The organism is Agathobacter ruminis (genome assembly GCF_002735305.1).
Taxonomy (GTDB): domain Bacteria; phylum Bacillota; class Clostridia; order Lachnospirales; family Lachnospiraceae; genus Roseburia; species Roseburia ruminis.
The window spans coordinates 69,528-83,202 of record NZ_PDYG01000100.1 but is presented as its reverse complement, the minus strand read 5'-3'; the positions used below and the strand labels follow the sequence as shown (position 1 = coordinate 83,202).

The 13,675-nt window shown below is 46.3% G+C and carries 12 protein-coding genes; all 12 read right to left on the bottom strand.

Annotated features, from left to right (window positions below; translation table 11 throughout):
- Positions 1-19: 19 nt before the first annotated feature.
- The 12 genes from rpe to acrB all read right to left on the bottom strand — a co-directional run bounded on the left by rpe (position 20) and on the right by acrB (position 13,665).
- A complete protein-coding gene (rpe, locus tag CSX02_RS10705; protein ID WP_031543454.1) occupies positions 20-673 on the bottom strand; it encodes a ribulose-phosphate 3-epimerase in 654 nt (217 codons plus the stop codon).
- A 14-nt stretch (positions 674-687) separates the two neighbouring features.
- Entirely contained in the window at positions 688-1,566 is an 879-nt protein-coding gene (gene rsgA, locus CSX02_RS10700; RefSeq protein ID WP_099386666.1) for a ribosome small subunit-dependent GTPase A, read from the bottom strand.
- A gap of 3 nt (positions 1,567-1,569) precedes the next feature.
- Complete coding sequence (gene pknB / locus CSX02_RS10695; protein ID WP_099386665.1) at positions 1,570-3,621, bottom strand: Stk1 family PASTA domain-containing Ser/Thr kinase; 2,052 nt, start codon at positions 3,619-3,621, stop codon at positions 1,570-1,572.
- A 15-nt stretch (positions 3,622-3,636) separates the two neighbouring features.
- Positions 3,637-4,356: a Stp1/IreP family PP2C-type Ser/Thr phosphatase gene (locus tag CSX02_RS10690; protein WP_031543457.1), complete on the bottom strand. Its 720-nt coding sequence runs from the start codon at positions 4,354-4,356 to the stop codon at positions 3,637-3,639.
- Positions 4,357-4,414: 58 nt separating this feature from the next.
- Positions 4,415-5,455, bottom strand: coding sequence for a 23S rRNA (adenine(2503)-C(2))-methyltransferase RlmN (gene rlmN, locus CSX02_RS10685; protein ID WP_031543458.1), 1,041 nt, complete (start codon positions 5,453-5,455; stop codon positions 4,415-4,417).
- Between the two features lie 10 nt (positions 5,456-5,465).
- Entirely contained in the window at positions 5,466-6,755 is a 1,290-nt protein-coding gene (gene rsmB / locus CSX02_RS10680) for a 16S rRNA (cytosine(967)-C(5))-methyltransferase RsmB (RefSeq protein WP_031543459.1), read from the bottom strand.
- Complete coding sequence (fmt, locus tag CSX02_RS10675) at positions 6,752-7,678, bottom strand: methionyl-tRNA formyltransferase (protein ID WP_099386664.1); 927 nt, start codon at positions 7,676-7,678, stop codon at positions 6,752-6,754. The genes rsmB and fmt overlap by 4 nt, the downstream gene beginning before the upstream one ends.
- Before the next feature lie 3 nt (positions 7,679-7,681).
- On the bottom strand, positions 7,682-8,173 hold the full coding sequence (def, locus tag CSX02_RS10670) for a peptide deformylase (RefSeq protein WP_099386663.1): 492 nt from the start codon (positions 8,171-8,173) through the stop codon (positions 7,682-7,684).
- A gap of 15 nt (positions 8,174-8,188) precedes the next feature.
- On the bottom strand, positions 8,189-10,405 hold the full coding sequence (gene priA / locus CSX02_RS10665) for a replication restart helicase PriA (protein ID WP_242970474.1): 2,217 nt from the start codon (positions 10,403-10,405) through the stop codon (positions 8,189-8,191).
- An 11-nt stretch (positions 10,406-10,416) separates the two neighbouring features.
- Complete coding sequence (locus tag CSX02_RS10660) at positions 10,417-11,652, bottom strand: L-lactate MFS transporter (protein ID WP_099386662.1); 1,236 nt, start codon at positions 11,650-11,652, stop codon at positions 10,417-10,419.
- 93 nt (positions 11,653-11,745) lie between these two features.
- Positions 11,746-12,843 (bottom strand): acryloyl-CoA reductase electron transfer subunit beta, encoded by a 1,098-nt coding sequence (acrA, locus tag CSX02_RS10655; RefSeq protein WP_031543464.1) that lies wholly within the window; start codon positions 12,841-12,843, stop codon positions 11,746-11,748.
- A gap of 21 nt (positions 12,844-12,864) precedes the next feature.
- Entirely contained in the window at positions 12,865-13,665 is an 801-nt protein-coding gene (gene acrB / locus CSX02_RS10650) for an acryloyl-CoA reductase electron transfer subunit gamma (RefSeq protein WP_099386661.1), read from the bottom strand.
- Positions 13,666-13,675 lie beyond the last annotated feature (10 nt).

The following is a 13,675-nucleotide window of genomic DNA, read 5'->3' as shown; positions in this document are numbered from 1 at the left end:
CATCTTCTCCTGTCTGACTCTATGAGTGCAAAATATTCAAAAATGCCTGTACATTTTCCTCAACATCGCCACGAAATACCGCACTTCCGGCGACAATGATATTTGCACCTGCCTCCATTACCTGTTCTACATTTCCCAGATGAATGCCACCATCCACTTCAATATCAACCTTCAGATTCCTGCGGTCAATCATAGCCTTTAAGTCTCTGACTTTTTGAATGGTATATGGGATTAGCTTCTGACCACCGAATCCGGGATTCACTGTCATCACCAAAACCATATCCAGCTTTGGCAAAACATATTCGATTGAAGAAATCGGAGTTGCAGGATTGAGGGCAACCGCCGCAAGCAATCCTTTTGCCTTGATGGCATCGATCGTACTGTCAAGATGTTTGCATGCTTCCGCATGAACTGTGATAATATCTGCTCCCGCCTCTGCAAATTCATCAATATAACGGGAAGGCTCCTCAATCATCAGATGGACATCAAACATGCGCTCTGTGAGCGGACGGATGGCCTGAATGATTGGAAATCCATAAGTAATGCTCGGTACAAAAGCACCGTCCATGACATCAATGTGCACATATTCTGCTCCTGCACTGTCGAGCAATTTAATTTGTTCTCCCAGCCGCGCAAAATCCGCGGACAGGATGGATGGTGATAAACAATTCATTTTCGCCTCTTCTTTTAGTATTTCCTGATTTGTCTTAGTTCCTCGAATAGCAATTTGTAATTGTCATACCGTTCCAACGGAATGTTTCCTTCTTCCACCGCAGTCTTGATGCCGCACTTCGGCTCATTGATATGACTGCATCCCTGAAAGCGACATTCCGGTTCATATGGTACAAATTCCGGATAATAACGCCACAAGTCTTCCTTTTCCATTCCTGGTACATCCAGTGAACTGAATCCCGGTGTATCGACGATAAAAGTCTCATCCGATACGGGAAGAATTTGTGAGTGGCGCGTGGTATGTTTGCCACGCTTTAATTTTTCGCTGATGCTTCCGGTCTCCATCACCTCTTTGCTCTGTAAGAGATTCACAAGCGATGATTTACCGACGCCGGACGGTCCTGCAACCGCCACTGTCTTATGCGAGATCAGCTCTTTTAATTCGTTGATTCCGCTCTGTTCTTTTGCACTGCAAAAAATAATCCGATAGCCTGCCGGTTCGTAGATTCTGCGAAAATATTCGCATGCCTCTTCATCTGCCAGATCTGCTTTGTTTAAGCAGATTGTAACAGGAAGATTCTGGAATTCCATCATGATCAGAAACCGGTCCAGCAAATTCAAATTCGGATCCGGCTTTGCCATTGCAAAAATAATCAAAGCCATGTCGATGTTGGAAACCGCCGGACGAATCAATTCGTTCTTCCTTGGCAAAATATCCTCGATATTTCCTGTCATCTCCTGCTCGTCAATCACTGCGATTTCTACCAGATCGCCGACGAGCGGCTTGATTCCCTTTTTGCGAAAAACGCCTTTTGCCTTGCATTCAAACAGGCCATAGCCGGATACATATACATAATAGAATCCGGCTATGCCTTTCATAATCTTACCAGTCATAGATTACTTTGCCACGAATGATACTTTATACGATTTGGTAGTAGGTTCTGTAGCTCCTTCCGGAATATAAGATACTACCCAGCTCAATTCACCTTCATTTGTCTCAAACTGTTCAGAAGAACTCATGGTCAAACTGGTTGTTCCATCTTCTGCAGTTCCTTCTGTAATAATATTTTCACCATCAAGCAGCTTCCATTCAATATTGGTTGCTCCTGCAGGTATCGTTACAGTTCTATCCTTTGGTACATAGACAACCACTTTCTTTGCAATATTGATGGTCAGGGTAATGGTGGTGCCTCTGTCTACCGATTTGCCTTCTGCTACCGACTGTTTACAGATTTCACCTTCGCCGTAATTCTCATCATGTTTCTTTGCATCTACAAATTTCACTTTCAGACCAAGCTGTTCCATGCGCTCCTGCGCCTTTTCGGAAGACAGTCCCAGTACATTCGGCACCTTCACGGATTCTGCACCGCGGGAAACAACCAGTCTTACTCTTGATCCTTTTTCCATGCTTCCGCCGGTCGGAACCTGAGAAATAACTTTGCCCTTCTCAACCGTGTCACTGTATTCATAGTCAACATCCGCTTTCAAGCCCTTGTCTTCAAGTGTCTTGACTGCATCTTCTTCGCTGCTTCCGGTCACATCCGGTACATTGATATATTCTGTTGTGTCTGCTTTTTCACGAACGACTTTGACCACAACAGTGTCACCCTTCTTGACCTTATCGCCAATCTTTGGTGTCTGATCTACAATATGTTTTGCAGCCATTTCGTCATCTTCGGTATATTCGATGGTCATATACAGACCGAGTTTTTCAAGCTCGAGTGTTGCCTCATCGACGGTCATGCCATACAAGTCAATCATCTCGAATTCTTCTGTGCTGTTAAGCGACTCGGATTGCGTTGTATGATTGGTCTGTGTGGTTGCCTCACTGTTGTCACGCGGTCCGAATTTGAACAAACCGAGGAATGCGCCAAAAATATAAATAATCAATACGATGATAATTGCGGCAAGTGCCACAAACATGATGGTAACTGCTTTCTTTACCTTTGGATTCAGTTCCTCTTCTTCTTCATCATATTCATCATCATCGAATTCGTCATCATAATCATCGTCATACTCGTCATTGGTATCATTGACAGACATTTCGCTGATTTCCTTTAATTCTTCCGGTGTGATAATCTTGGTCGGTCCGCTCTCCGGTCCCGGCGCAATAACAACAAAGTCCTCATTCGGATAATTCAATGCCTTGCGCAAATCATTCAGCAATTCTGCAATGGTCTGATATCTGCGATCCGGATTCTTCTGGCAGCATTTTAAGATAATCTTTTCCATGCTGATTGGAAGATTGGTTGCATAAGCAGCCGGAGATACCATCTCTTCCTGCAGATGCTGGATTGCAACAGCGACTGTTGTCTCACCGTCAAACGGTACACGTCCGGTCACCATCTCATACATGACAATACCAAGCGAATAGATATCGCTGCGACCGTCCACCTGTCCGTTTCTCGCATGCTCCGGAGACGTATAATGTACCGATCCCATCACATCTGAGCTGACGGTATTGGATGAAATTGCTTTTGCAATTCCAAAGTCCGTAACTTTTACTTTTCCTTCTGTGGAAATGATAATATTCTGTGGCTTGATATCTCTGTGAATAATATCTTTGTTGTGTGCCGCTTCGATTCCTCTTGCTACCTGAATGGCAATGCTGACCGACTCTTTAAATGAGAGTCTGCCCTTCTTTTCGATATATGTCTTTAAAGTGATTCCCTCGACATATTCCATGACGATATAATGGAATCCTTCTTCACTTCCGACATCATAGATGTTGACAATGTTCGGATGCTCCAGTCCTGCTGCCGATTGTGCTTCGGTACGGAATTTTACAACAAAATTGCGATCCTCCGAAAATTCCTGCTTTAATACTTTGATTGCAACATAACGTCCAAGAATATGATCCTTGGCTTTATAAACATCTGACATTCCGCCTGCGCCAATCTTGCTGACGATTTCGTAGCGGTCTGCAACATACATTCCTTCTGATAACATTGGTTTACCTCGATTCTATATTTCAATTAAAAGCGCCGTAATATTGTCACGGCCGCCATTCTTATTTGCTTCGGTTACAAGTGCTTTGGCTTCCTCTTCCAAAGACTTATGTGATTTGATGATATCTAAAATTTCATCATCATCCACCATGTTGGTCAATCCGTCCGAACAAAGCAGCAGCTGCTCTTTCTTTTTGACATCAATTTCAAAGAAATCCGGTTCCACGGTCTCGGACACTCCGATTGCCCTGGTGATAATATTCTTATTCATGTGGTCTTTTGCTTCTTCTTCATTCAGCTCTCCAACCCGGACCATTTCCTGTACGAGAGAGTGATCTTTTGTAACCTGTCTGATGGTATCCGAAATATGATACAGACGGCTGTCGCCCACATTTGCGACAAAAGCATGCCCATTGTCGATTGTGGCAATGACCAGTGTCGTTCCCATCCCGGCTTTTTCCTCATCCTGTTCGGATTCGCTTGCCAGAATCTGATTGGCACGGGTGATAGCTTCCTTTAATATTTCTACAGGTTCTGTCTGCTTGCATCGCACAACAGATGCGCAAATCCGCTCAACTGTATATCTCGATGCATACTCGCCGGCCTTATGGCCGCCCATTCCATCTGCTACAATATAAAGATTGGGTAAATTACCTACCGGATTGTCATATGCGAAACAATAATCCTGATTCATTTCGCGCGCCATACCGGTGTCCGTAACGGAATAAGAATACATACTCCCGATCGTCCTTTCTGTATGAACACATACTTAGTGATATTTTAGCATAGAAGCCTTATGTGTGCAAATGTTTACGACGCAACTGACCGCATGCGCCGTCGATATCGCGCCCCATTTCTCTGCGCACGGTTGCGGCAATTCCGGCCTTTTCAAGCTTTTTCTGAAATGCCTGAATCACCGACTTGTCGGATTGAACAAAATCACGCTCCTTGATTGGATTGACCGGAATCAGATTCACATGACAGTTCATGCCGCCAATCAGTTCCGACAATTCCTTTGCATCCTCCTGCGTGTCATTCACACCTCCCACGAGCGAATACTCAAATGTCACTCTTCGTCCCGTCTGTGCGAAATAATATTTGCAGGCATCGACCACTTCGTGAATCTCATAAGAATTTGCAACCGGCATCAGTGCTTTTCGCTTTTCCTGATTGGATGCATGCAATGACAATGCCAGTGTAATTTGCAGCTTTTCATCAGCCAGTGTGCGCATCTTCGGCACCAGTCCGCAGGTCGAAACCGTCAGATTGCGCTGTGAAATATGCAATCCGTTTTCATCGGTCAGCAGCGCGATGAAACGAAGCAGGTTATCATAATTGTCCAACGGTTCTCCGGTCCCCATCACCACAACATTGGAGATGCGTTCTCCGATATCAAGACCGATGGCATAAATTTGATCCAGCATCTCCGCCGGTGTCAGACCGCGCAGTAATCCGTCCAATGTCGATGCACAGAATTTGCAGCCCATGCGGCATCCGACCTGTGAAGAAATGCAGACCGAATTACCATGATGATAGCGCATCAGCACCGATTCCACCGCATTTCCGTCCTCAAGCAAAAAGAGATATTTGCGTGTTCCATCCAGCTTTGATATCTGGACGGTCTGCGGTTTTAAAGTGGTCAGCGTACATTCTGTCTTCAAGGTTGCGCGCAATGCTGCCGAAATGTTGGTCATCTCATCAAAGTCGCGCACGCGCTTGATATGTATCCATTCATAGATTTGTTTTGCGCGAAACTTCTTTTCTCCCTTTTCAAGCAGATAGGAAGTCAGCTCTTCCAGATTTTTGGATTTTAAATCAATCTTCTGTTGATCCATCTGATTCCTCTTATCCCTGATTTTTCTTCATCTTAGCAAAGAAAAATCCATCATTTCCAATTTCATGCGGCAGAATCTGTCTTTGCATTTCCAGTGTAAAATCCGGATTGTTTTTCAAAAACTGTTCTACCACCTGTTCATTTTCTTCTCTTGTGATTGTACAGGTCGAATACAGCAAAGTGCCGCCGTTTTTGACATAGCATTTTGCATTTTCGAGAATTTTCATCTGTAAATGACTCAATTCGGTGATATCCTCGCGTGTCACGCGATAGCGGATATCCTTTTTCTTACCCATCACGCCCAGACCGGAGCAGGGAGCATCACAGATTACAACATCCGCCCTGTTCACGACAGATTCATCCAGCACTGTCGCATCCCAGACTTTTGCTGTCATATTGCTCAGTCTGAGCCTGTTGATATTTTCCTCAATCAAAGAGACCTTATATTCCGTCAGGTCGCGTGAATCCACGCAGCCTGTTCCATTCAAAATCTGCGCCGCATGTGTACTTTTCCCACCCGGTGCGGCACATACATCAATGACATAATCACCTTCGCGGATGCCTGCATGCTCCGCAACCATCATGGAGCTTGCATCCTGCACATAAAATTTGCCCTGTACGAAGGCATCCAGATCCGTCAGACGGTCAATCTGCGACAAAGCAAGTCCGCAGGATGTCTCCGGTACGGGCACGGCGGTAATCCCGCATGTCTTAAGCTCTTTCTGCAGCTGTTCAACCGTATTCATCTGCAGATTCACACGCACAATCAGATCCTGCGGCAGATTCAGATGATGTAATATTTCTTCGACTTTTTCAGCCGGATATTGTTCCATGAAATACGAAACCATCCATTGTGGATACGAATAGACGGTTGCCAGATCCTTCGGAGGTGCAATTTGGTCTCTTTGTCTCGAGAGATTGCGCAATACCCCGTTCACAAATCCGGACAGAGATGCGAATCCGCGCTTTTTTGCCAGCTTGACGGCCTCGTTAATGGCAGCCGAATCCGGCACGGAATCCATATACAGGATTTGATACACACTCATGCGAAGCAGGGTGCGGATCAAAGGCTTTTGCTTTTTGACCGGAACCTTTGATACAGCATTGATATAATAATCCAGTGTCACAAGACGTTCCAGTGTACCTTCCACCAAGCGGGTATAAAATGCGCGGTCACGCTTTTCCAGATAAGCATATTTTGTCAGAACCTGATTTTCAATCAGATTCGCATATTGCTTTTTTTCAAGTATTTCAATCAAAGATTCCAGCGCAATTTGGCGCATGTTCTCCGTGTTTGTCATAATTGTTCGCCCTCTTGCACTTCAAATCCACGCAAAAAGCTTCCGATATCCATTCTCTTTTTGCCCTCGATTTGTACTTCCTGCAACGAAAGCGCATCTTTGCCGGTCTGTACCACCATCTCATTCTTGCCAACGCGAAGAACGGTTCCCGGTGCGCAGTCGGATTTGCCCGGCACCACACTTGCCTTCCAGATTTTAAATGTCTTGCCTTTCAGTTTGGTAAACGCACTTGGCCACGGATTCAGGCCACGGATCAGACATTCAATCTCTTTTGCAGGCTTTGTAAAATCAATGATACCGAATTCTTTTGAAATCATGCCGACATGTGTCGCCATGCTCTCATCCTGCGGTTCGTAGCTTGCAATCCCCGCTTCGATATCAGCCATGGTTTTTACGCACAATTGTGCACCGACATCAGCAAGCTTGTCAAACAGGCTGCCGCCCGTCTCATCCTCTGCAATCTCAACGACCGCTTTGCTGATAATATCGCCGGTATCAATGCCGAGTGCCATCTTTTGGATGGTCACACCGGTCTGTTCATCCCCGTTGATAATTGCCCACTGAATCGGCGCCGCGCCACGGTATTTAGGCAAGAGCGATGCATGCACATTGATACAGCAATATTTCGGATGCTCTAAAATTTCTTTTGGCAAAATCTGTCCGAAAGCTGCCACCACGATCATGTCGCATTCTGTTTTTAAGAATGTTTCCAGATTTTCCGGCTTGCGGATGCGATCCGGCTGAAAAACAGGCAGTCCGTATTGCAGTGCACATTCCTTAACAGGCGGAGGGGTCAATTCTCCTTTTCTGCCCTTTGGCTTATCCGGCTGTGTGACAACCAGCACCACTTCATGTCCTGCCTTGATGATTGCCTCAAGTGTCCCCACCGCAAAATCCGGTGTTCCCATAAAAACAACTCTCATAATTTATGCTTCTTCCTCATCGTTTTCTTCTTCACTGTATACAACTTCATGAATCGGACCCTCTGCCTTCTCGACATACAAATGTCCGTCAAGATGATCGAGTTCATGACAGATTGCGCGTGCAAGGAGTTCCTCTCCTTCCACTTCGCAGAGGTTCATTTCTTCATCATAAAAACGTGCCTTCACATAATTCGGGCGTGTCACGCAGGCAGCCTTTCCCGGAATGGACAGACAGCCCTCGTCTCCGGTCTGGGAACCGGATGCTTCGATAATTTCCGGATTAATCATTACAAGCGGGCCTTCTCCCACATCGATGACCACGATGCGTTTGAGGATTCCGACCTGTGGTGCGGCAAGGCCGACGCCGTTTGCCTCATACATGGTCTCAAGCATATCATCAATCAGCTCAAGTGTACGACCATTGACTGCTTTTACCGGTTTACAAATTTTATTAAGTACAGGATCTCCCTGCACACGAATGTTTCTAAGTGCCATAATTAATCTCCTTCTTTAAAATCCGCTCATGGGATCAAAATCATATTGAATGTTGCTGAGTGCCTGTTTCTTTTCCAGGCGGTCTTTCACCGCCACGAGTAAAGAATAATCTTTACTCTTAATATAAATGACTTTTCGATAAATGTCATTCATCTTTGCAATGCTTGCATCCGCAGGTCCAATCACCGCGCAGTCCCTTCGATGGTTCTGCAACAGCTTATCGATATAAATTGTAATATTTTCTGCCTCTTTTGCAAGTATCTGTTCATTCTCATTGGCCAGTCCGATGACAAGCATATGATTCACCGGCGGATAATTCATCATCCCGCGATAGGCGATTTCCTGCCGGTAAAAAGCATCATAATCCTGATTTTTTGCTGCCTGAATGGCATAATTGTCCGGATCGTAACTCTGGATAACCACATTGCCGGGCAAATCACCGCGCCCCGCGCGGCCGGCCGCCTGTGTGATCAAATCAAAGGTTCTCTCTGTGCCATGAAAATCCGGGACATGAAGCGACATGTCTGCCGCAAGAATTCCGACGAGCGTCACCCCTGCGAAATCATGCCCTTTTACAATCATCTGTGTTCCAATCAGAATATCCGCCTCATGGTTGGCAAATGCATTCAGAATGGATTCATAACTGTCCTTTGTGCGCGTACTGTCATAATCCATTCGCAGGATTTTGGCATCTGGAAAACGCTTCTGCACAAATTCTTCGACCTTTTGTGTCCCGGCCTTGAATCCCATAATATACTTGGATCCGCACTCCGGACAGGTCTTTGGCTGCGGGATTTCATATCCGCAATAATGACAGACAAGTCTGCCTCCGCGATGCTGACTCAGTGAGACATCGCAATGCGGACATTTGAGTACGGTTCCGCATGCCCGGCAGGATACAAACCCGGCAGTACCACGCCGGTTCAAAAACAACATCATCTGTTCATTCTTCTGCAGACATTCTTCCATCCGTTCCTGCAGGCGCGTACTCAGAATCGAGCGGTTTCCATGCCGCAATTCTTCGCGCATATCTATGACTTCGCATTGTGCAAGCGGACGGTCCTGCACACGCTGATTTAATTCCAATAATTCATATTCGCCTTCCATGGCCCGATAATAACTCTCCATAGATGGCGTTGCCGATCCCAGCACAACGCTGGCATGGCACATTTTAGCCCTTTGAATAGCGACCTCACGCGCATGATAGCGCGGCGCGGTCTCACTCTTGTAAGAAGTCTCATGTTCTTCATCAATGATGATCAGACCGAGATTTTCAAATGGGGCAAACAAAGCGGAACGGGGACCGATGATGATATCCACATCATGGTGCAATACGCGTAAATACTGGTCGTACCGTTCGCCATCCGAGAGCCGCGAATTCATAATCGACACGCGGTCTCCAAAACGGTTATAAAATCGCATAACCGTCTGATACGTCAGGGCAATTTCCGGAATCAATACGATTGCCTGCTGCCCTTTTTCAATTGCATGCGCAATCAGTTCCATATAGACTTCTGTTTTTCCGGAGCCTGTGACCCCTTTTAACAGATAAGTTTTTTGAATCCCCGCATCCACATTGGCAAGGACTGCGTCCACCACCCGTTTCTGGTTGGGATTCAATTGAAGATTTCTCTTGTTTTGTTCGAGATTGGCGATGGGATTTCGATATTGCTTTTCCGTCGAAACAGCAATCATCCCATCTTTTTCGAGACTTTTAATTGTCGCACCTGAGATATTCAGTTTGGCAGTCACCAGACTTTGCTCTATGCGCTTTTGTACAATCAGCTCCCGAAGTAATCTCGCCTTTGCTGTCGATCTGCCCGACTCATATATGGCGAGTTTCATGCGCGCATCATTCTCGTCGGCAACCAGCTCCAGCCATTTTCGCTCCATCGGCTTTGTCTTTTTACGGACCGGCAAAACTGTTTTGAGTGACTGATTCATTGTAGAACCGTAATTAGCTCTCATCCATGCAGCCAGCTCGATCAACTGCGATTCCATGGCCACACTACCCGAAAGCACTCCGGAAATCGGCTTGATTCGGTCAAGCGCAATCTCCGGAGTGTCCGTAATTTCTATCACATATCCCTTTATCGTGCGGTTCCCGAAAGGAGCCTCAATCTGCACGCCCGGATAAATCCGGTCTGCCAATGCATCGGGGATGATGTATTGAAAAGGTCTATCTAATTTTTCAATGGAAATATCCACGATTACATTGGCAAACAATGACATACTGATTTCCTTTACATGTTTTTCTTTTGCAATGCCCGGTAGATTACGGACATTAACAGACCAACCACTGCAATGATAATTGCAATCACAAAAGCTGTGGTATAGTTGCCTGTCGACTCATAAGTCTTTGTCAGAATACTTGGGCCGGCAAGTCCGGCGATGGAGAAACCGATCCACATAATTCCGTAATTCACGGTATTGTATTTAGTACCAAACTGATCTGTCGTAAATCCGGGAAATACACCCATGAATGTACCAAAGCAGATACCGATCAAAATCACACCGACTGCAAACAATGCGATGGATGTGGTTGCTGAAGCGCCAATCAACAGTCCAAGACCGCCCAGGGCAATCAGCAATGCAGTCGTCAAGGTATTGATGCGTCCGAGTTTGTCACTCAAAGTACCTGCAATCAGACGGCCTGCAGTATTAAACAGGCATAATACGGATACAAACAATGTCGCTGTCGCAGTCGGCGCCTGTACCATTTTTTCCGCAATCGTTTTGGCCGTTGAAATAATCATCAGACCAAAGGTGCCGCCAGCTGTCAGCATGATCAGCATCACATAAAAAATCGGTGTCTTTAGCATCTCTGTCGGTGTCTTGTCGACTTTCTGTTTGCCGGATTGTGCTGCCGGTACGACATAGCCTTCCGGCACAAATCCCTGCGGACAGGTCTTCATAATCAAAGCACCAAGGCAGATTACTACCAAAAAGATTGCGCCGAGAATCTTAAATGTGTTACGGGCACCGCAGGCACTTGCCATTGCGGTTCCGAGCGGTGCAAAAATAACGGAACTGATTCCATAAAAGGCGGTTGTCATTCCACCAACCAGCCCACGCTTGTCCGGGAAGAATTTAATGGTATTGGAAATGGTGCAGCCATAAACCAATGCCAATCCAAGTCCGAGACAAAGTCCGTAACTGAGAATCAAATGGGTGACAGACTGTGCATAGCCGCACAGGAACATACCAAGGCCAAACATCACACCTCCGGTAAACATAACCCATCGCGGTCCGAATTTGTCATTCAACAAACCTCCGATAATCATGGCAATGAATCCAACCGCATTTGAGATGGAAAAAACAATTGCCAGATTCTGTGGAGCTTCCCCCAAAGCATCTGCCATCGGTGCAGAGAGTGCGGACCATGCATACATGGATCCAATACATAAATTGATGAGACAGCTTGCAATCAAGACGCCCCATCTGCTCTTGGTTAAAGAGCGGATTTCTTCTTGTGTCATAAACACGTTCTCCTTTTCGTCTACGAATTCCTAATCTTGTGTAAAATACACTTAAAAGGCCGCTCCCCTAAAGAAGCGGCCTTTGCTATTATACTATAATTTGCTGATATCTTCAATCATAAGCGGGACGATTTCGAAAAGGTCTCCTACCAGTCCGTAATCTGCCACTTCAAAGATTGGAGCATCTTCATTTGTGTTGACCGCAATGATCATTTCTGAATCCTGCATTCCGGCTTTGTGCTGAATTGCACCGGAAATGCCAAGCGCAACATAGATTTTCGGACGAACCGTTTTACCGGTCTGGCCAACCTGATGATCCGCTGTCAGCCATCCCGCATCGGTCACTGCACGCGAAGCGCCTACGACACCGTTGCCGAGTGCTTTCGCGAGTTCCTCTGCAAGTGCAATTCCCTTTTTCGGATCCTTGCTGATTCCGTTTCCGACAGAGACAATCACCTCCGCGCCAATCAGATCTACCATCTTGCGGCTCTCCTTGACCACCTCAAGCACTTTTGTACGGATATCGGAATCATTTAATACTGCTGCGACACGCTCAACTTCAACGGCCTTTGCCTTTGTCTCGTCAAACGGTGCTTTCTTTAATACGCCCGGCCGAACGGTCGCCATGCACGGACGGAATCTCGGACAGATAATGGTTGCCATCAAATGTCCGCCGAATGCCGGACGTGTCATCTTCATATTTGTGTCAGACATATCAAATGTCACATGATCGACATCAATGGTCGATGCCTCGCGCAGAAAATCCGTATACGGCTCCATTGCAATATCCAGATGCGTACAGTCCGCACACAATCCCGTATGCAGTCTTGCAGCCACGCGCGGACCGAGATCACGTCCGATATTGGATGCGCCTACCAGAAACACTTCCGGTTTTTTGTCCATAATGATATCGCATATCACCTTGGTATATGCATCCGTATTATAGACCTCCAGTCGTTCGTCTTCCACCACGATGATTTTGTCGGCGCCATATCCGCCCAGCTCGTGTGCCTTTTCTCCGATGCCTTTTCCGCCAAGCAGCAGTCCGATCAATCTTGCGCCGCGCTCATCTGCAAGTTTTCGGCCTTCGCTAATCAATTCAATATCCGTCCCCATGATTGCGCCGTCGCGCTGTTCACAGAATACCCAGATATCGCTGAATTCTTCAATTTTTGAACTGTCAAATGCCATTGCTTTTCCTCCTGAATATTCCTAGATAATATGTTTCTTCGCCAAATTGGTCACAAGTTCGGAAACCATCTGTTCACCGCTGCCCGTAAGCATCCTGCCGGCGCCCTTTTGCGGCGGTGTGAATGAACGGAAAATATTCGTCGGAGAACCTTTTAATCCGATTGTAGACGGATCAATCAAAGGCTCGTCTTTCAAAGCATCATAATCCAGGACCTGATATGGCTTTTCATAGCAGTGTAAGATTCCGCTGACGGTCATATAACGCGGCTGGTTCAATTCTTTGACACAGGTAATCAGGCAAGGTGTCTGCACCTCGATGGTCATATAGCCGTCTTCGAGCAGTCGTCTGACTTTCAGCGTCTTTCCCTGTTTATGGATTTCAGCCGCATAAGTCACCTGCGGCAGATTGAGTTTTTCTGCAATCTGCGGTCCCACCTGCGCCGTATCTCCGTCGATTGCCTGACGTCCGCAAAAGATTACATCTTCTTCTCCGATTCCAAGATTGGATAATCCGCCGGCAATAATCTGGGATGTGGCAAAGGTATCCGATCCGCCGAATTCGCGTCCCGAGATCAGCACTGCCGAATCAGCCCCCATTGCAAGGCACTCACGGAGCATGGACTCTGCTGGTGGCGGTCCCATGGATACCACAATCACTTCACATCCGCACTCATCTTTTAATTTTAATGCAGCCTCCACTGCTGCCAGATCATCCGGATTGGTGATGGTTGCCATGGACGCACGATCGAGTGTTCCATTGTCATTGACTGCAACTTTTCCCGAAGTATCCGGAACCTGTTTTACACATACAAATGCTTTCATTTGAATTCTC